Here is a 19,307-nt window from a genome sequence, read left to right on the forward strand (position 1 = left end):
GTTGTAGTTTGGCCAGGTGACGACCACATGTCAACCCGGAGATGTGACCTCGCCGACACCACTGCACACGAGAAGGAAGCAGGAACAGAACATGGCCAAGGCGGACGCGATCGTGAAGGGCCTCGGCGGTGCCGACAACATCGTAGAGATCGAAGCGTGCATCACCCGGCTCCGTACCGAGGTCAAGGACGGGTCGCTGGTGGACGAGGCTGCGCTCAAGGCAGCCGGTGCGCACGGAGTGTTCCACAAGGGGACAGCCGTGCAGGTCATCGTCGGCCCGGAGGCCGACACCCTCGCCGAGGACATCGGCGACATTCTGTGAGCGGGACCTCGACGATCTCCAGTCCTGTTGCCGGTCAGGTCATCTCGCTCGCCGACGTCCCCGACCCGGTCTTCTCTTCGCAGATGGTGGGCTCCGGGGTCGCCGTGCGCCCGGCGGCCGGTAGCGGGCCCGTCGAGGTGCGGTCTCCGATAGCCGGCAAGATCCTCAAACTCCACCCACACGCGTTCGTCGTGTTCACCGACGACAAGGCGGGAGTGCTGGTGCACATCGGCATCGACACCGTGAAGATGAAGGGCCAGGGTTTCGAACTCGTTGCAGCAGAGGGCGATCGGGTCCAGTCCGGCGATCTCGTGATCACCTACGACCCTGCGGCGATCGCGGAGGCCGGATACTCCGACGTGATTCCCGTGGTCCTGATGGACTCCGAGCCCGATGCCGTCACGAGCGCGGCCGTCGGAACCTCGGTGGCACAGGGTGACTCGCTGTTCGTGTTGCCCTGAGCCTAGCGGCGCTGCGTGGTGCGCCGCTCCCCCTGCACCTCCATCGAGAGTTGGTACCGGTCGCACCGGTACCAACTCTCCGTGTGCTCGATCGGCTCGTCGCCGCTGAACGACACTCGGTCGAAGTACAGCACCGGTGCGCCGCGTTTGGTCCCCAGCAGCGTGGAGGTGTCACTGTCGGCGGCTGTCGCTTTGACGGTCTGCTCGGCTCGATCGATGGTCAGGCCGTAGTGGTTGCGCACGGCCTCGTACACCGACTGACTCAGATCGTGGTCGATCAGCCCCGGAAGGAGTTCGGCCCGGTACCACCCGTCGTCGACACTGACCGGCTCGGCATCGGCCAGCCGTAGCCGTTTGATGTGGTACGTCCGATCACCGTCGACCAGGCCCAGAGCACGAATCGTTGCTGCCGAGGGCTTTTCGAGCCGCGCGAACAGGACCACCGTCGTCGGCGTCAGCCCCTGGGCACGCATCTCCTCGGAGAACGACGCCAGGTGCAACCGCGACTGCACGGTACGAGAAGCAACGAACGTCCCTTTCCCACGTACCCGAACCAGATGTCCGTCGTTGACGAGCTGTCCTATCGCCTCGCGTACCGTGATGCGACTGACGCCGTAGTCCTCCATCAACCGACGCTCGCTCGGCATCAGATCCCCCGGCGAAAGCTCCTTGGTGCAGCGGTGCAACAGAATTGCGCGTAGCTGTTCGTGCTTCGGGATCTGACTGTCCCTCAGGTGTACGGGCATCACCACTGCGCCGGCCTTTCGATCACTCGCAGAACCAGCGGTACGGACTGGTCCGGTCCAACCAAAGACTACGTCACGACGGCGATACCGAGGAAGCATTCGCCCGGACTCAGCTCTCCGATGCCTCGAATCCGGTCGCGTTTGTTGCCGACGTGGCGACGGGTTAGCGTCGTGCCATGACGGAGTCGCCGAAGGACAGCGTGGAATTGTCGAATGCGTCGGATTTCCCGGCGCTGTGGCCGGTGTCGACCCGATGGGACGACAACGACCACTACGGCCACGTCAACAACGTGACGTATTACGCATACTTCGACACCGCAGTGAACGGGTGGCTCATGGAAACGACGGGTGTGGACATCAGGACTCTGCCCGCGATCGGCGTCGTGGCCGAAACCTCGTGCCGCTATCTGTCCGAGCTCAGTTTTCCCGATCGCCTCCAGGTCGGTCTGGCGGTGGAGAAGCTGGGCACCCGCAGCATCGTCTACTCGCTGGCCTTGTTCCGAGAAGCCGAGGACGACGCACTGACATTGGCCGCTCGGGGACGGTTCGTTCACGTCTACGTCGACGCGAACTCCCGCCGTCCCGTCCCCATTCCCTCCGAAATCGAAACCGCAGCACGCACTTTGGTGATCGGAACGTCAGTAGACGCCTGAATCTAGAGCGCGATTTCGTCGGCGCGCTGCAACGCTCGGGTGACGATGTCGTCGATCAGCGTGGTGGTCGGCGCGCCGCCCACGGCGCGGTTGCGTGAATCGGCTTCCATCCGGCGCATGACGCCTTCGGCGATGATCGACAACTTCCACAGCGCCAGCACTTCCCAGAATCCGGCATCGGTCACATCGCGGCCCGTGTTGTGCGCGTAGGACTCGACCAGCTCCGCCCGGGTAGGGAAACCGGGCAGAGTCGATGCCATGAAAGGACCGGCAACCCCGTCGTCCGCCTGAGGCCAGTAGGCGAGCAGACCACCCAGATCCGCCAACGGGTCTCCGAGCGTGCACAACTCCCAGTCAACGACGGCAACCACGCGGCCGTCGTTTCGAGCGGTGATGACGTTGCTCAGATGGAAGTCGCCGTGAACCAGCGTCACCTCGTGCTGCTCGGGGATCTTGGCCGTCAATCGTGCTGCGAGCGAGTCGATTCCAGGAACCTCCCGGGTTCGGGAGGAGTCCCACTGCGTGGTCCACCGCGCGATCTGACGCGCAGCGTAGGGCTTGCGGCCGGCGAGGTCGGCAAGACCCGACGACTCGAGGTCGACACGGTGTATGTCGGACAACGCCGCGGTCAGACCGAGTCCGACACGTCGACGCTGATCGGGGTCCAACTGTTCGGCAGCCGACACCGAGTCGACGACGACCCCGTCGACGAAACTCATCAGGACCAACGGGACCTCGGAAATGGCTGGATCTTGCGTGATCGCAATCATTTTCGGCACAGGGACCGGCGAATTCTGCAGACCGGAGAGAATCCGGTGCTCGCGCACGACGTCGTGAGCCGACGCCAACAATTTGCCCAACGGCGGCCGGCGAAGGACCCACGCACTGCCACCGGCGTCGCGAACCGCATACGTGAGGTTGGACTGGCCGTTACCGATGCGCTGGAACGAGAGCGGCGATGTTGCGCCTATCCCCAACTCCGCGATCCACGTCGACACTGCATCTTCGTCCAAGCCCACCACGCCCATACAAAACCCTCACTTCGTTGTGCGGCACCGTTGCCGACGGACATCACCGGTTCGGGTGATCGTAACGAAGCGGTGCCAACGGATGCCGGTGGCACGAGCACAGACGGTCAGCTGGCGCGACCGAACGCGGAGATCAGCGCCGGAGTAGCAACGGCAGCGGCCTCGTGCCGCTTGACAGCAATTTCGTCGATTTCGCCGACGAGCAGTGCGGTCATCGACTCGGGCTCGGCACACCAGACGGACGAGATGTTGTGCACCTCCGCTGGCGCGAACAGTCCACTGGTGGACAGCGCGTCGATCCATTCGGCAACGGCATCGGCCGTGGGCTCCGGCATCACCGTACGGTCCAGCGAGTCCGCCTGGAACTCGTTGCAAAAGAACGCGCGGACCATATCGAGCTGCCCCTGCGACATTGTGGTCATGTTCTTCTCCTTCGAGTTTCCGACTTCTGTTGGTGCCGAATGCCCGTTCACGAGTTGCGATGAGCCGACCAGACCGTGTTCAGATCGTTACCAACTTGGCCGTAACGGGGGAATACGGTTTTCCGATGCGGCTGAAACTACGCCCTTTTCGACGGTCTCGCCCAGGGTGAACTGGACTATGTGACCATAGTCACACAGATCGGCCCATCCGATCAACGACTTGCAACGAATTCATAGTTCGCATTTCAAAATACTGTGACAGGAGACAAAATCCGCACAAAAGTCCAGGTAGGCGGGGTACGACACTCAAGAGCAACTACTCGGAGGCCGCAGTCGAGTAGCCTCCTCTACACCGCACTGGACCACACACTCCGACCGATCGGTTGGTTGCAGGGTCGAATTCTACTTTCGGATCGGTTTTTCGGCTGTTTGCAGACTCCAGGAATTTGACAGATCGCCATTACTAGGTTGCGGCTACAACAATAAATCGACGCTTCTTCGTCGTGATCCGACCGTTACCGCAGATGCTCAGCCGGCTCCCACGATGCTCACACCTCACGCTCAGCCGACTGCGGCAGTCTGGCGTCCATGCGATCACCGAGTCTCGACAGCGGACCGATCCGGTCACCCCGTGGAGCCGGCAACGAGAGCCGTTCGGCGAACACGACCGAGCGAGCGCACCGGCGGGCGATCCGCACCCGGCTGACGGTGTCGGGCCTCTGTGCGGCGCTCTTGTCGGTACTACTGATGTGGGTGCCGAACATGGCACCGGTGTGGCCCGTCTCCACGAGCCCGGCTGCCGCCCTGGCCTCGCGAGCACTGAACACGATCGACGTCACCGCCGTGCTGACCGTCCTCGCCGCCCTCACCGTTGTCGCCCTGGTCCGAAAACTGCCTTACGGCATCGGAGTGGTGATTGCCTGCGTCGTCGGCGCGGAAGTGACCACAGCTCTGGTGCGTCACCTCGCGGCGTCGTCGACAACGGCCACCGACCTTCCGAGCGGGCAGCTCGTCGCTGTCACAGCGCTGTTGGGGGCCGCGTCGATGGTGGCATCGGCCACGTGGCGGCCGATGATCCTCGGACTCGGGACCGTCGCCGCCCTCGCTGTCGGAGTGGCACAACTGGCCGTCGGGTCCGTCTCCCCCGTCGGGATTGTCAGCGCACTGCTGATCACGGGCGTGTGGTGGCCGGCGTGCTCGGTGGTGATGCTCTTCTCACCCGCAGCCGCTGCCCGCGAGGCTCGAAACCCGTTCGATACCGCTGCCCTCGTCGCCCAACGCAGAATGGGACGCATCCGTTGACACGGGAGCGTCCCATTCGGGCCGAGATGGCGACCGACTAGAGGGCCTTGAGCTCCTCGGTCACCTCGGACACCGACTTCTTTGCGTCGCCGAACAGCATCGACGTGCCTTCCGCGAAGAACAGTGGGTTCTCGATTCCAGCGAAGCCGGACGACATCGACCGCTTGAGGACGATGACCGACTTCGACTGATCGACGTTGAGAATCGGCATCCCGTGAATCGGGCTCGACGGATCGTTGCGCGCCGCCGGGTTGGTCACGTCGTTCGCTCCGATGACCAACGTGACGTCGGTGCGTGAGAACTCGTCGTTGATGTCGTCCATTTCCTTCATCGCGTCGTACGCGACGTCGGCCTCGGCGAGCAGCACGTTCATGTGTCCCGGCATGCGACCGGCGACGGGGTGAATGGCGTACTTGACCTCGACACCCTTGGACTCCAGCAACTTGGCCATGTCCTTGACGGCATGCTGTGCCTGAGCGACGGCAAGGCCGTAGCCGGGCACGACGATGACCTGGTTGGCGTAGGCCATCTGGATCGCTGCGTCTGCCGCCGAGGTCGCCTTGGCGGTTCCCCCGCCTGCACCGGCCGGGCCTGCAGCCGCGTCGCCGCCGCCGAATCCACCTGCGACGATCGCCGGAATGGACCTGTTCATGGCCTTGGCCATGAGGTTGGTCAAGATCGTGCCGGACGCGCCGACGATCATGCCCGCCACGATCATCGCGGTGTTGTTGAGCGCCAGACCCGCAGCCGCAGCAGACAGACCGGTCAGAGCATTGAGCAGCGAAATGACGACCGGCATGTCCGCGCCGCCGATGGGCAGTACCACCGTGAGACCGAGGATGCCTGCCAATACGAGAACCGCGACGATCCACCACTGCGACACGCCGCCGCCCGGAGTGGCGTTGATGCCGATGACCACTGCAGCGGCCACAGCGCCGATCAGCAGCAGAGCGTTGAGCGGCTGCTGCAACTTACCGATGGTGATCGGCGAGCCGGGCAGAGTTTCCTGCAGCTTCAAAAAGGCGATGAGAGAGCCCCAGAACGAGATGGAACCGATGATCGCTGCGAAGAGTGAGCCGATGACGATATGCACCGTCGGCGACTCTCCGTGGTTGAAGTTCGAGAATCCGGACGTGTCGAGGAACTCGGCCCACGCGATCAGTGCGACCGTGCCACCGCCGACGCCGTTGAACAGAGCCACCAGCTGCGGCATCGCCGTCATCTTCACCCGTCGCGCAGGCGGGATTCCCAGCGCCACGCCGACGACTAGTCCGACGATGATCAGGATCCAGTTACCGGTGTCGCGAATGGATATCAGCGTGGCCACCACGGCGATGAACATGCCGACCGCGGCGATCTGGTTGCCCCGCACGGCGGTCTTCGGTCCGGTCAGACCCATCAGACCGTAGATGAACATGCCGAAGGCGACGATGTAGAGAATGTTGACGAGATTGTCCATCAGGAGTCAGCACCCTTCGAGGTCTTGGCGGGCACCGGCTTGGACTTGAACATGCCGAGCATGCGGTCGGTGACCACGAAGCCACCGATGACGTTGACGGTTCCGAACACCAGCGCGACGAACAGGATGACCTGCAGTCCGATGGACGGGTCGTGCACCTTTCCGAGGACGACCAACGCGCCCAACACGACGATGCCGTGGATGGCGTTGGTTCCCGACATCAGCGGGGTGTGCAAGGTGTTCGGCACCTTGGAGATCACCGCGAAACCGACGAACCCGGACAACACCAGGATCGCGATGTTCGCGAGAAGCGGGGTGTACATCAGTTCTCCTTCTCACGTGTCACGCAGGCACCGGCGAGCACTTCGTCGGAGAAATCCGGAGCGAGTGCGCCGTCGACCAGCATGAGCTCGAGCAAAGCCGAGATGTTCTTCGAGTACAGCTCGCTGGCGTGCTCGGGCATCGTGGCAGGCAGGTTCAACGGCGAGCAGATGGTGACGTCGTGCTTGACGACGGTCTGGCCGGGCTCGGTGAGTTCGCAGTTTCCGCCGGTTTCACCGGCCAGGTCGACCACGACGCTGCCGGGCTTCATACCCTCGACTGCGGCGGCCGTCACCAGACGCGGCGCGGGACGGCCGGGCACCAACGCCGTGGTGATCACGACGTCGAATCCCTTGATCGCCTCTTCCAGGGCACGCTGCTGCTGGACGCGTTCGTCCTCGGTCAGCTCACGCGCGTAGCCGCCTTCGCCGGCAGCATCGATCCCCAGATCGAGCCACTGCGCGCCGACGGAACGGACCTGGTCGGCTACCTCCGGTCGCACATCGTAGCCGGTGGGTCGACCACCGAGACGCTTCGCGGTGGCCAGGGCTTGCAGGCCGGCCACACCGACACCGAGAACGAGCACAGTCGCCGGCTTGACCGTTCCGGCGGCTGTGGTCAGCATCGGGAAGAACCTCGTGGACTCCGACGCGGCCAACAGAACCGCCTTGTACCCGGCGACGTTCGCCTGAGAAGACAAGGCGTCCATCACCTGAGCGCGGGAGATACGCGGAATGGCTTCGACCGCGAACGCCTGTACTCCGGCGGCCTTCAGCGCGCCGATGCTGTTCTCGGCATTGCGTGGGGCGAGGAAACCGATGAGCGTCGAGCCCGACTTCAGCCTCGAGATCTCTGCGTCGGTGGGCGGCGCGACCTTGACCACGACCTCCGAGCCCCAGGGATCGCCGATCGTGGCCCCGGCTGCGACATAGAGCTCGTCCGGGATCAGAGCGCCGAGTCCGGCACCCGATTCCACGACGACCTCGACGCCCTTGCCCGTGAGCGCGGCAACGATCTTCGGGACCAGAGCGACACGTCGCTCACCTTCCCCCGATTCGCGGACCACACCGACGACCGTCGTGGATCCCGAACCCTTTTCAGTGCTCTGCGATGTATCCAAATCTCCGTCTTCCTGCGTTGAATGGTGCCCACCGATCGGCCAATGGCTCGAAATCTGCGACGAGTGGACGAACCCATGCGACAAGGCACGAGGTTCCTGATAGTAGCCACAGGTAATGGAGCGCGGGTAACCCAGAACACAGTCCGATTCGTTCTGAATCGAGTCCGTTTCGACATTTCGCGACTACAGGGCGAGCAATTGTGATGCACGCCATACAGGTCTATCCGTGATGATCGGACCTTACAGTGACAATCGTGGAATCTTGCATCTTCTGTGCCATCGTCGCCGGCGACGCACCCGCCCACCGCGTGTTCGAGAACGAGCACGCCGTCGCCTTTCTCGATATTCGACCGATCAGCAGGGGCCATGTTCTGGTGGTTCCGCGCGAGCATTCCGCAGACCTGACCTCCACCGGACCGGACACAGCTGCCGAGGTTTTCCGCGTCGGGCACACGCTGGCGCGCGCAGTGCGCGAGTCCGACCTCCGCGCCGACGGTGCAAACCTGGTGATCAACGACGGCGTCGCCGCATTCCAGACCGTCTTTCACCTGCATCTGCACGTGGTGCCGCGCTGGGACCGCGACCGACTGAAGTTCGCGGCGGGGTTCGTCACCCGTCGCCTGCGTGAACCCGAACGGGTGGCCGAGGCAATTCGATCCGGAATGGCCAGGGTCGCCGGGGAGCAGACCTCGTGAGGTTGTTCTTGTCTTCGTATCGATTCGGCGGCCATTCCGACGAGTTCGCCCGCCTCACCGGCCCGCCCGCCGACCTCGCGGTCATCGCCAATGCGGCCGATGCCTGGCCCGCCGCCGCCCGCGAATCCTCGCTCCGCAGCGAGTTCGGGCCCTTACGCGCCTTGGGATACCGGCCGTCGGAGTTGGATCTGCGCGATTTCGCCGGGAGACCGGCCGCATTCGAGCGCGCCCTGGCAGCGTTCGACGCAGTCTGGGTCCGCGGTGGCAACACGTTCGTATTGCGCGCTCAGATGGCTCGTTCCGGTGCGGACGAGGTCATCCGCGGGCGCGTTCGGGCCGACACCATCGCCTACGGCGGGTACAGCGCGGGAGCGTGCGTCGCTGCGCCGTCGCTGGCCGGGGTCGAGGATTCCGACGACCCGAACGAGGTACGGCCGGTCGCAGGCATCGATCCGATGTGGAGCGGGCTCGGTCTCGTCGACTTCTCCGTCGTCCCGCATCTCGATTCCGTGCTGGACGAGAAGGATTCGGGGTGGGCGACGCTGCGCCGTCTGCGACGCGAGGGAATCGAAACTCACGGACTGACCGACAGTCAGGCAATCGTGGTCGACGACTCCGGGACGACAATTCTGGGTGCGTGATCCGTGATCAGCCCAGGCGAGCGAGCGGCGCGAGCCGGTCGAGAGACGACCACGCGAGAGAGCAACGGCGAGCAGTCATTTCGTCGGCATCGAGGACGAGCATGTCGAACAGTCGACGGGGTGCTGCACGCCACGAGTCGGCGATGGCCGCGACGGTCGCGCTCTCGAACATCCCGGATTTCAGCAACGCGTGCACCCACTCGTCGACCTCGCCGCGGTGAATGCGCTCGATGGTGTCGTATTCGACTCCGCCCCCAAGGAATTCGTACGAGAACATCGCCGCCACATAGTTCCAGGAGTCACTTCCGGGATCGATCATCGTGCAGCCTCCTTGTCGACCCGCACCGAATGGGGTGCGAGATGCGCTGCGCTGGACGCTAGCGCTGCGAACTACAACATTGCGTGTCGACGACGCATCGATCTGGTAACGCCTGAGGCTGGTGTTACTGATGTGACTCGGACATTCTCGGAGTCGTCCTCGTTCACGCCCCACTGCGAGTCGTGACAGACTCGAGTGGCGACGGTCACATGTACGACGTGAGGAGAACCGGATGTCGGTGACTACCGATGCAGATGCCCACCTGAGCGAGCTCGAAGCGCTGCTTCCCGCCGGTGCCGTGGTCACCGACCCCGACATCACCGAGGGATACCGACGCGACTGGGCCAAGGACCCCGACGCGGGTACCCCATTGGCCGTGGTCCGCGCGCAGTCCACCGACGACGTCAGAGCCGTCATGCGGTGGGCCACCGAACACGCGGTGGCGGTCGTCCCGCGTGGGGCCGGCTCGGGCCTGTCCGGTGGTGCCACGGCCGTCGACGGCGGGATAGTGCTCACCACCGAGCTGATGCGCGAGATCACCGTCGACCCGGTAACCCGCATAGCCGTCGTACAACCCGGACTGCTCAACGCCGAAGTCAAGAAGGCAGTCGCCGAACACGGTCTGTGGTACCCACCGGATCCGTCGTCGTTCGAGATGTGCTCCATCGGCGGCAATGCGGCCACCAATGCCGGCGGGCTGTGCTGCGTGAAGTACGGCGTCACCACCGATTACGTTCTCGGACTCGAGGTCGTCCTCGCCGACGGGACTGCCGTCCGACTCGGCGGACCACGCCTGAAAGATGTTGCCGGACTGTCCCTTGCGAAGCTCTTCGTGGGATCCGAGGGCACCCTGGGCATCATCACCGAGATCACTCTTCGATTGATCCCGGCCCAACCTCCGGCCAGCACCGTGGTTGCCTCGTTCGCCTCCGTGCACGATGCGACGACTGCCATTCTGGCCATCACCCGTACCTTGCGGCCGTCGATGCTCGAGTTCATGGACCGTGCGTCCATCGGTGCCGTCGAAGATGCCATGAACATGGGACTCGACCGCGAGGCAGCTGCGATGCTCATCGCTCGGTCCGACTCCCCCGGTGCCGATCGAGGGCGAGAGATCGACATCATGGCCGCAGCATGCACCGAGGCCGGTGCCTCGGATGTCTTCACCACCGACGACCCCGACGAGGGTGAGGCCTTCGCTGCCGCACGTCGATTCGCCATTCCGGCGGTCGAACGACTCGGCAGCCTGCTGCTCGAGGATGTCGGTGTTCCGCTGCCTGCCCTCCCGGCTCTCGTCGACGGGATCGCCGAACTGTCGAAGAAGTACGACGTGCTGGTCGCCGTCATCGCGCACGCGGGCGACGGCAACACCCACCCGCTCATCGTGTTCGACCCCGAGGACGCCGACATGACTCGCCGGGCCAACGTCGCATTCGGAGCCATCATGGATCTGGCAATTTCGTTGGGCGGCACCATCACCGGGGAACACGGCGTCGGTCGACTCAAGAAGGCCTGGCTACCCGATCAAGTCGGCGAAGACGTCATGGAACTGACCCGGCGAATCAAGACCGCTCTCGATCCGGCCGGAATCCTCAACCCCGGTGCTGTGCTCTGATCAGAGCGGCTGACGCCGCACGTGCGTGCAGTGTTTTCGGGTCGTTCCGCAGGCTCCACTCCTGCCTCGTAGTCTGGGGCGAGTTTCCGCGCACGACCCCGAGTCAGACGGTGAACCCGTCCGCCACCGTCAATACCTCGTCGAGGATTTCCAGTCCCTGACGAATCTCGTCCTCGGTCGTCGTCAGTGGCGGTGCGATCTGCAGACGGTTGCCTGCGACGAAGGGCCACAGACCCCGTGACTTCGCCGCGGCGGTCACGCTGCCCATCGCCGCCGCATCCTTGCCAGACGCGGCGAAGGGCACCAGCGGCTCCCGCGTCGTGCCGTCCTTGACCAGCTCGACGGCCCAGAAGAATCCCTTGCCGCGCACCTCACCGACGCTCGGATGCGATTCGGCCAGCTTGGACAGGCCCGCACCGAGTACGTCCTCGCCGACGTGACGCACGTGAGGAAGGATCTTGTCGCGCTCGAACACCCCGATGGATGCGACGCCCGCGGCACACCCGAGGACGTGACCGGAGTAGGTCAAGCCGCCCGGATACGGCGTGTGGTCGAACTGCGAGGCGATCTTCTCCGAGATCACGACCCCGCCGAGGGGCACGTATCCGGAGTTGACGCCCTTGGCGAAGGTGATCAGATCCGGTGTCACATCCCAGGCCTGGCACGCGAACCATTCGCCGATTCGCCCGAAACCGACCATCACTTCGTCGGCGATGTAGACGATCCCGTACTTGTCGCACAGCGCCCGAACGCCGGCCAGGTAGCCGGGCGGCGGGATCAGCACACCGTTGGTGCCGATGACCGATTCGAGGATCAATCCGGCGATGTTCTGGGCACCTTCGAGCACGATGACCTGTTCGAGGTGTGCCAGTGCTGCGGCCGTCTCGTCCTCGGGAGTCGTTGTCCCCCAGGGTGACCGGTACGGGTACGGTCCGAAGAAGCGTACGACGTCGACGTTGGTCGGCTCGGTTCCCCATCGCCGCGGCTCGCCGGTGAGACCGATCGCGACGCCGGTGCCGCCGTGGTACGAGCGATACGCCGCCAGCATCTTCGTGCGCCCGGTGTGCTGGCGTGCCAGCCGCACCGCATGCTCGACGGCTTCGGCACCACCCGTCGTGAAGAACACTCGGTCGAGATCGCCCGGTGCCCGCTCGGCGATCAGAGCTGCGAGTTCACTGCGCTTGTTGTTGGCCACGGTCGGCGAGATGGTCGTCAGCACCTGGGCCTGTTCGACGATGGCGGCCACCACGTCGGGGTGTTGATGCCCGAGATTGACGTTGACCAGCTGGGACGAGAAGTCCAGGTACCGATTGCCCTTGTCGTCCCAGAACCACGACCCCTCGGCACCCTCGACCGTGATCGGGTTCAGTTCGGCCTGCGCCGACCAGGAGTAGAACACGTGATCCATCTACTTGCCGCCTTTCTTCGGTGTGACACTCACCGGAGCGTACGACTGGCCGACGGCAACAGTCCCGTCGCCCGTCACGACGTAGCCGTAACAGATGTGCGAATCTGCGGAATGATGCTTTCTCCGTACGCTTCGAGCGTCGCCGCTTTGGCATCGTGCTGGAGGTAGACCGAGAACTGATCGACGCCGAGTGCCTCGAGCTCCTTCAGCTTGGCGACGTGATCGGCCGGGGTACCGAGCAGACAGAACCTGTCGATCACCTCGTCCGGAACGAATTCTGCGTGCGAGTTTCCGGCTCGACCGTGCTCGTTGTAGTCGTACCCTTTGCGCGCCGCGATGTAGTCGGTGAGTGCCTGCGGAACACCGCCGCCGTCACCGCCGTAGCGTGCGACGATATCGGCGACGTGATTGCCGACCATCCCACCGAACCAACGACATTGGTCGCGGGCATGTTCGAGACCGGCCTCGGTACCGTCGGTGACGTAGGCGGGAGCTGCCACGCAGATCGAGATCGAATCCGGATCTCGGCCCGCCTGCTCGGCGGCAGCACGCACTCGGCCGATCGTCCACGCAGCGATATCCGGATCTGCCAATTGCAGAATGAATCCGTCCGCTACCTGCCCGGTGAGCTCGAGGGCTTTCGGTCCGTACGCCGCGACCCACACCTCCAGCGTCGAGTGTTCCGCCCACGGAAACTGCACCGTCGTCTCACCCACCCGGGCGCTGCGCCCGTTGGCCAGATTTCGGATCACCTCGATCGAGTCTCTAAGCGAGGCAAGCGTTGTCGGCTTACCTCCGAGAGCGCGGACCGCGGAATCACCCCGACCGATACCGCAGACGGTTCGATTGCCGAACATGTCGTTGAGTGTCGCGAACGTCGACGCCGTCACGGTCCAATCGCGGGTAGCCGGATTGGTGACCATCGGACCCACGGTCACACGCCTGGTCGCGGCCAGAATCTGACTGTAGATGACGTACGGTTCCTGCCACAGCAGATGCGAATCGAACGTCCATACGTGCGAAAACCCATGTGTCTCGGCCTGTCTGGCCAGATCGATCACCCGCGACGCCGGCGGATTGCACTGCAGCACCACCCCGATGTCCATGCTCAGATCAGATTCTGTGACAGGTCGCGCCGAACGAAGCGGCCGTGTCCCGCAGTGCCGGAATAGGATCCACTGTCGACGATGACGCGCCCGCGAGACATCACGGTGTCCACGTGCCCGTCGATCTCGAAACCCTCGTACGCCGAATAGTCCATGTTCATGTGGTGGGTCTTCTCGACCCCGATGCTGGTGTGCCCGTTCGGGTCGTAGATCACGATGTCGGCATCTGCTCCCGGGCTGATGACGCCCTTTCTCGGATACATACCGAACATCCGGGCCGGGGTGGTGCAACAGACGTCGACCCACTTCTCGAGGGTGATCTTGCCGCTCTTGACCCCCTGGAACATCAAGTCGATGCGATGTTCCACCGAACCGATTCCGTTGGGAATCTTGGAGAAATCGCTGATTCCCATTTCTTTCTGGTCCTTCATGCAGAACGGGCAGTGGTCGGTACTGACGGTTGCCACGTCACCGGTGCGCAGGTAGCGCCACAATTCGTCCTGATGGCCCTCGGCTCGCGACCGCAGGGGCGTCGAGCAGACCCATTTGGCCCCCTCGAAGCCGGGTGCACCGAGTTGTTCTTCGAGCGAGAGATAGAGGTACTGCGGACACGTCTCGGCAAACACGTTCTGCCCGTTGCCCCGAGCCTGCGCGATCTGTTCGAGAGCCTGCTTTGCCGATACGTGCACGACGTACAGCGGCGCTCCGGTGACGTCGGCCAGCATGATCGCTCGATGCGTCGCCTCTTCCTCCAGCTGCCACGGACGCGATGTCCCGTGGAAGTACGGGGCCGTGTCGCCGCGTGCGATGGACTGGGCCACGAGGACATCGATGGCAATCCCGTTCTCCGCGTGCATCATCAACAGCGCACCCGTTTCCGCCGCCGACTGCATGGCTCGCAGGATCTTGCCGTCGTCGGAGTAGAAGACCCCCGGGTACGCCATGAAGAGTTTGAAACTGGTGACACCCTCGGAGACCAACTCGCTCATGGCTTTCAGCGAATCATCGGTGACGTCGCCGATGATCTGATGAAACCCGTAATCGATAGCGCACCGACCGGCGGCCTTGTCGTGCCACTGCGCCAGAGTGTCCTGGACGCGTTGGCCGGGAGTCTGGATGGCGAAATCCACGATGGTCGTCGTACCACCCCACGCCGCTGCGCGAGTTCCGGTTTCGAAGGTATCGGAGGCGAACGTGCCCCCGAACGGCATCTCCATGTGCGTGTGTCCGTCCACGCCGCCCGGAATCACGTACTTCCCGGTGGCATCGATGACGACGTCCGCCGATGTCGTCAGATCTGCGGCCAAGGACACCGAGCCGGGTGCCAGCACTGCGACGATGGTCTCACCGTCGATGAGCACATCCAGTTCCTGTGCGCCGGTGGTGGATATGACAGTGCCGCCGTGCACGAAGGTGGTGGCCATCAGGGTTGCACCAGCGGGCCGTAGGCGTCGGGTCTGCGGTCACGGTAGAACGCCCATCGGTCACGAACTACTTTGATCAGGTCCATGTCCAGGTCCCGAACGACGATCTCGGACTCCGAATCCGACGCCACCTCGCCGACGAATTTGCCCTCGGGGTCCACGAAATAGCTGGTGCCGTAGAAATCGTCGTCGCCGTACTCGGATTCGATTCCGACGCGGTTGATCGCACCCACGTAGTACTCGTTCGCGACGGCCGAGGCCGGTTGCTCGAGTTTCCACAGATAATTCGACAGACCTCGTGAGGTTGCCGAGGGATTGAAGACGATCTCGGCACCGGCAAGTCCGAGAGCACGCCAGCCTTCGGGAAAATGCCGGTCGTAACAGATGTAGACGCCGATACGGCCGACGGCGGTATCGAACACCGGCCACCCCAGGTTGCCGGGACGGAAATAGAACTTCTCCCAGAATCCGTTGACGTGGGGAATGTGATGCTTGCGGTATTTACCGAGATACGTGCCGTCTGCGTCGACCACAGCAGCGGTGTTGTACAGCAACCCGGGCTGTTCCTGCTCGTAGACGGGCAGGATCATGACGATCCCGAGCTCTTTCGCCAACGCCGCGAACCGGTCGACCGTTGGGCCCGGTACGGATTCGGCGTACTCGTAGAATTTCGCATCCTGAAGCTGGCAGAAGTACGGACCGTAGAAAAGCTCCTGAAAGCAGACAACTTTCGCGCCCTGCTCGGCGGCTGACCGAGCGAACCCCTCGTGTGCCTCGATCATCGATTCTTTGTCACCGGTCCACGTGCTCTGGACCAACGCAGCTCGAACTGTGGACATCATCGGCACTCCATCTCTCGCTGGCTTGCACCCTCAAGGTATTTTGCGCCGTGTTACGGGATCGTTCGTCCGGTTTCGTATGTATTAATCGTGCACAGTTCTCGGCGAACTCACGAGTTCGAGTTGGGCAACAACGCGCGGACGGCATCGATGGTGTCTGCGGTGGCAAGGTTCTTGTCCGGTCGGTATCGCAACACTCGGGCGAAACGCAGCGCCACCCCGCCCGGATAGCGCGAGCTGACCTGCACTCCGTCGAGTTCGATTTCGACTATCAACTCGGGCCGCAGGTACACGGTGTGCTGATCTCGCTCGCGTTCGTGCTTCGGGAATTCCTCCGTCTGCCACTGCAGCAGCACATCGGTCAGGCCTTTGAACGTCTTGCCGACCATGATCGGTTCACCGCCGTCGGGATCGCGGGCCCCCAGATGCAGGTTGGACAGAAAGCCCGTCCGTCGGCCGTATCCCCACTCCGCGCCGAGAACAACGAGATCGAGAGTGTGTTCGGGTTTGACCTTCTGCCAACTCTTTCCGCGCCGGCCTGCCGCATACGGGGCGCTCAGGGCCTTGAGCATGACTCCCTCGTGCCCGGCATCGAGCGCAGCATCGAAGTGGGCAGCCGCCCCGTCGGCGTCGGGCCGTACGGCACTCGGAATGCGATGTCCCGGCGCCACCTTGTCGAGCGCTGCGAGACGCTCTTCGAGTGGAGCGTCGAGCAGATCGACGCCGTCGAGATGCAGACAGTCGAAGAAGTAGGGCTGCAGCAGCAATTCGTGTGCGCTCTCGGCACCGAACCGGCTCATCGTCTCCTGGAACGGACGCGGCCTGCCACTGTCGTCCAGTGCGAGTGTTTCGCCATCGAGGACCACCGACTCGCAGGGAAGTGCACGGACCAGTTCCACCAGCTCGGGCACACCGGCGGTGATATCGCGCAGGGTGCGGGTGTAGATGCTCACGTCGGATCCCGAGCGATGCACCTGAATTCGGGCACCGTCCAGCTTGTACTCGACCGTCACATCCCCCGCCAGCTGCTCCCAGGCACCCCGAAGAGACTCCGCCGGCGACGCCAGCATCGGGCGAACCGGCCGACCGACTTCGAGTCGAAAGGCGTTCAATGCCTCGACACCACCGGTCATGGCGGCGACGGCAGTGGCAGACAATCGACCGGACAGCATGAACGCGCGCCGCACCGACGCCTGCGGCAGAGCTGTGGCAGCGGCGACAGCGTCGACCATGATGCCCTCGAGCGCACCTTGCCTCAGCTCGCCCGTGACCAACCTGATGACGAACGCACGCTCGTCGGCAGTGGTCCGCGAGAACAAGTCCAGCAGCAGGGCAGAACGTCGCGCAGCCGAACCAGCGCCCGACGTCGCCGCCACCTCGGACAACTTCTCGTCCACCTCGGCAACGGTCAGCGTCGACTCCGATGCGGACGGGACATCCAGATCTGCGAGTGTGCGCCAGCCGACCCCGATCCGTCCCTGTGGCAATTCGCCCGACAACCACGACACCGCCGGTTCGATGTCACCCGCCTGTGCCTCGGACAGCACAGCACCGAGCTCCTCGATCTTGACCTTGCGCGAACGCGTCGCGGCCACGGCCCGAGAGGTTTCGACAATCCTGGACATCAGCACTCATCGAACATAACCGCACCCACCGACTGGCCTACCCAACCGGGTCATTCCGCAGGCTCCACTCCTGCCTGACATTCGATTGTTACCGCTGTGACTCCAGCGGCCGGTGTTCTTGCTGTTACGTTCGATGCATGCCTGTGACGTCCCGAGCAGGAGTGAAGCCTGCGGAACGACCCGGCGGCGGGCCGGCGACGGGTCAGCTGAATCCCACCACCCGGTCGCCCCAGGCAGCGCGCATGTCTCCGTCGGGATCGTCGACGAGAGTGTCGGACGTATCGATCACCAGAGTCCATCGATTCTTCTCGGTGTACGGGGCCCAGTGCTTGGACGCGTCCAGCGCGGCCGGTACTCCGTACCGCGCGAAGGCCAGCCACCGCCGCTGCATCCGGGCCGACACCGCCATCGCCGGTTTGCGACCCCCCAGCCAGAAGGTGGGATCTCGGTTGAGAGTTCCGAAATTGCCGAACACGTACGGCAGTTCGGTCGCGTGGCCGGCCCCTACTCGCGCGGCCTTGAGCATCGGCGTCGCGTGATCGAAACGGTACATCCAGGTCGGCGAATGTCTACTGTGCCCGTCGGCGATCCACAGACTCGGCATGACGAAGCCTGCATCACGCGAGATCGCCTGCGCCCCAGCGGGTTTGTTCCTGTCCGGGTAGGCGGCCATGATCTCCGCGATGCGCGAGGCGGGCATGTCCGCGTGATCGTGCGCGATGGCCTTGAACATCTCCGAGACGGTGTCGGACGTGATCGGCATCAACGGGGACTTCATGAACCGGAAGATCGAGGGCTCGTCGTGGTTGGTGCCGATGATCAACGGAATTCTGTGCGACAGACCTTTCTGGAAGGCCGCGACCGGATAGCGGGGCACGATGTCTCCGTCGACGACGGGCGAAAGTCCCAGTGTCCCAGGCACTGTGGTCGGAATCTCGTAGCAGAGAGTGTCCCCCGCGGTGACCAGTCTGCTGAAGTGCATCTCGAGCAACTCGCCGACGTCCTCGCGGTCGACCCCCACGAGCTCGAGGAACCGGGCGGCCACCGCAGCGCCGCGTTCGGGACCGTACACGGACGTGGCCGGGGCACTTTGCACGATCGCTCGATGGAAGAGCCCCTCGGCCTTGGGCGAGGTCATCAGAGTGGTGACCGACGCGCCCCCGGAGGACTCGCCGAAGACGGTGATCTCGTCGGGGTCCCCACCGAAGGCGGAGATGCACTCCCGGACCCAGTGCAGCGCCGCAATCTGGTCGCGCAAGCCGAGATTGGTCTCGAAGACGTGCTCGTCGGTGGAGAAGGACGACAGATCGAGAAAGCCGAATGCGCCGAGACGAAAGTTGATCGAGACCACGACCACGTCGCCGTTCTCGCTCAGATGTCGCCCGTCGTACACCTGTTGCGCGGACGAACCGAGCGAATACGCGCCGCCGTGGATCCACACCAGCACCGGACGCAGTTCGCCGTCCGGCCGTGGTGCCCACACGTTGAGCGACAGGCAATCCTCGGAGATCGACAACGACGGATCGATCGGGACCGGGCTGTCGCGGCCCTGCGGTGCCATCGCACCGAAGTGCAGACCGTCGAGCACGCCGTTCCACGGCTGCATGGGACGCGGTGCTCGAAACCGCAACTCACCCACCGGCGGCGTCGCGTACGGAATACCCCTCCAGGCGACGGTCGGCGATGCGTCGGCCGCAACCGGGTAGCCGAGAACGTCGCCGTACGGCGTGCTCACACGCACGGTGGAGTCGGACGTGGTGTCGTCCATCGCACCTCCCTTCGGGTCGTTGCTCAACGTACC

20 protein-coding genes are annotated in these 19,307 nt (G+C 63.9%); 7 read left to right on the forward strand and 13 right to left on the reverse strand.

The features are described 5' to 3' along the window. The first annotated feature begins 91 nt into the window (after positions 1-91). Entirely contained in the window at positions 92-322 is a 231-nt protein-coding gene (locus tag VF34_RS04135) for a PTS sugar transporter subunit IIB (RefSeq protein WP_027497937.1), read from the forward strand. Continuing rightward, complete coding sequence (locus VF34_RS04140; RefSeq protein WP_045840903.1) at positions 319-783, forward strand: PTS sugar transporter subunit IIA; 465 nt, start codon at positions 319-321, stop codon at positions 781-783. Before VF34_RS04135 ends, VF34_RS04140 begins: the two co-directional genes overlap by 4 nt. A gap of 2 nt (positions 784-785) precedes the next feature. On the opposite strand, the gene VF34_RS04145 is transcribed toward VF34_RS04140, so the two are convergent. Beyond that, complete coding sequence (locus VF34_RS04145) at positions 786-1,532, reverse strand: GntR family transcriptional regulator (RefSeq protein ID WP_027497939.1); 747 nt, start codon at positions 1,530-1,532, stop codon at positions 786-788. A gap of 173 nt (positions 1,533-1,705) precedes the next feature. Between VF34_RS04145 and VF34_RS04150 the strand changes: the two genes are divergently transcribed. Then, positions 1,706-2,182, forward strand: coding sequence for an acyl-CoA thioesterase (locus VF34_RS04150; protein WP_027497940.1), 477 nt, complete (start codon positions 1,706-1,708; stop codon positions 2,180-2,182). Positions 2,183-2,184: 2 nt separating this feature from the next. Here VF34_RS04150 and VF34_RS04155 read toward each other — a convergent pair whose 3' ends face one another. Then, positions 2,185-3,210, reverse strand: coding sequence for a phosphotransferase family protein (locus VF34_RS04155; RefSeq protein ID WP_045840904.1), 1,026 nt, complete (start codon positions 3,208-3,210; stop codon positions 2,185-2,187). 107 nt (positions 3,211-3,317) lie between these two features. Continuing rightward, a complete protein-coding gene (locus tag VF34_RS04160) occupies positions 3,318-3,632 on the reverse strand; it encodes a hypothetical protein (protein ID WP_141214498.1) in 315 nt (104 codons plus the stop codon). A gap of 588 nt (positions 3,633-4,220) precedes the next feature. Between VF34_RS04160 and VF34_RS04165 the strand changes: the two genes are divergently transcribed. Beyond that, entirely contained in the window at positions 4,221-4,934 is a 714-nt protein-coding gene (locus VF34_RS04165; RefSeq protein WP_156158490.1) for a hypothetical protein, read from the forward strand. A 37-nt stretch (positions 4,935-4,971) separates the two neighbouring features. On the opposite strand, the gene VF34_RS04170 is transcribed toward VF34_RS04165, so the two are convergent. From VF34_RS04170 to VF34_RS04180, 3 genes are read right to left on the reverse strand one after another with little or no spacing between them, the layout of a single operon-like run. After that, the gene (locus VF34_RS04170) at positions 4,972-6,393 is read right to left on the reverse strand and encodes an NAD(P)(+) transhydrogenase (Re/Si-specific) subunit beta (RefSeq protein ID WP_027497942.1); all 1,422 of its coding nucleotides are present in this window, start codon (positions 6,391-6,393) and stop codon (positions 4,972-4,974) included. Further along, complete coding sequence (locus VF34_RS04175) at positions 6,393-6,716, reverse strand: NAD(P) transhydrogenase subunit alpha part 2 (protein ID WP_027497943.1); 324 nt, start codon at positions 6,714-6,716, stop codon at positions 6,393-6,395. Before VF34_RS04175 ends, VF34_RS04170 begins: the two co-directional genes overlap by 1 nt. Further along, positions 6,716-7,834: a Re/Si-specific NAD(P)(+) transhydrogenase subunit alpha gene (locus VF34_RS04180; RefSeq protein ID WP_032365557.1), complete on the reverse strand. Its 1,119-nt coding sequence runs from the start codon at positions 7,832-7,834 to the stop codon at positions 6,716-6,718. Before VF34_RS04180 ends, VF34_RS04175 begins: the two co-directional genes overlap by 1 nt. Positions 7,835-8,088: 254 nt before the next feature. Between VF34_RS04180 and VF34_RS04185 the strand changes: the two genes are divergently transcribed. Both VF34_RS04185 and VF34_RS04190 read left to right on the forward strand, forming a co-directional pair. Further along, a complete protein-coding gene (locus VF34_RS04185; RefSeq protein WP_045840906.1) occupies positions 8,089-8,529 on the forward strand; it encodes an HIT family protein in 441 nt (146 codons plus the stop codon). Beyond that, positions 8,526-9,170 carry a Type 1 glutamine amidotransferase-like domain-containing protein gene (locus tag VF34_RS04190; protein WP_045840907.1) on the forward strand — a complete coding sequence of 215 codons (645 nt, stop codon included), beginning with the start codon at positions 8,526-8,528 and terminating at the stop codon, positions 9,168-9,170. Before VF34_RS04185 ends, VF34_RS04190 begins: the two co-directional genes overlap by 4 nt. Before the next feature lie 7 nt (positions 9,171-9,177). Here VF34_RS04190 and VF34_RS04195 read toward each other — a convergent pair whose 3' ends face one another. Then, entirely contained in the window at positions 9,178-9,489 is a 312-nt protein-coding gene (locus tag VF34_RS04195) for a hypothetical protein (protein ID WP_027497947.1), read from the reverse strand. Between the two features lie 232 nt (positions 9,490-9,721). On the opposite strand from VF34_RS04195, the gene VF34_RS04200 reads away from it, so the two are divergent. Continuing rightward, a complete protein-coding gene (locus VF34_RS04200; protein ID WP_032368798.1) occupies positions 9,722-11,104 on the forward strand; it encodes an FAD-binding oxidoreductase in 1,383 nt (460 codons plus the stop codon). Positions 11,105-11,207: 103 nt separating this feature from the next. On the opposite strand, the gene VF34_RS04205 is transcribed toward VF34_RS04200, so the two are convergent. The 6 genes from VF34_RS04205 to VF34_RS04230 form a co-directional block, all read right to left on the reverse strand. After that, complete coding sequence (locus VF34_RS04205; RefSeq protein ID WP_045840908.1) at positions 11,208-12,512, reverse strand: aspartate aminotransferase family protein; 1,305 nt, start codon at positions 12,510-12,512, stop codon at positions 11,208-11,210. A gap of 74 nt (positions 12,513-12,586) precedes the next feature. Next, the gene (locus VF34_RS04210) at positions 12,587-13,618 is read right to left on the reverse strand and encodes a TIGR03842 family LLM class F420-dependent oxidoreductase (RefSeq protein WP_045840909.1); all 1,032 of its coding nucleotides are present in this window, start codon (positions 13,616-13,618) and stop codon (positions 12,587-12,589) included. Positions 13,619-13,620: 2 nt separating this feature from the next. Continuing rightward, complete coding sequence (gene hydA / locus VF34_RS04215; protein ID WP_045840910.1) at positions 13,621-15,042, reverse strand: dihydropyrimidinase; 1,422 nt, start codon at positions 15,040-15,042, stop codon at positions 13,621-13,623. Continuing rightward, positions 15,042-15,881 carry a nitrilase-related carbon-nitrogen hydrolase gene (locus VF34_RS04220; RefSeq protein WP_197077429.1) on the reverse strand — a complete coding sequence of 280 codons (840 nt, stop codon included), beginning with the start codon at positions 15,879-15,881 and terminating at the stop codon, positions 15,042-15,044. Before VF34_RS04220 ends, hydA begins: the two co-directional genes overlap by 1 nt. Before the next feature lie 110 nt (positions 15,882-15,991). Beyond that, positions 15,992-17,512, reverse strand: a complete 1,521-nt coding sequence (locus tag VF34_RS04225) for an ATP-dependent DNA ligase (protein ID WP_027497953.1) — start codon at positions 17,510-17,512, stop codon at positions 15,992-15,994. 196 nt (positions 17,513-17,708) lie between these two features. Then, positions 17,709-19,274 (reverse strand): carboxylesterase/lipase family protein, encoded by a 1,566-nt coding sequence (locus VF34_RS04230; RefSeq protein ID WP_045840963.1) that lies wholly within the window; start codon positions 19,272-19,274, stop codon positions 17,709-17,711. Between the last annotated feature and the right edge of the window lie 33 nt (positions 19,275-19,307).

Origin of the sequence: Rhodococcus sp. PML026, from assembly GCF_000963615.1 — a bacterium.
Classification (GTDB): Bacteria; Actinomycetota; Actinomycetes; order Mycobacteriales; family Mycobacteriaceae; genus Rhodococcoides; species Rhodococcoides fascians.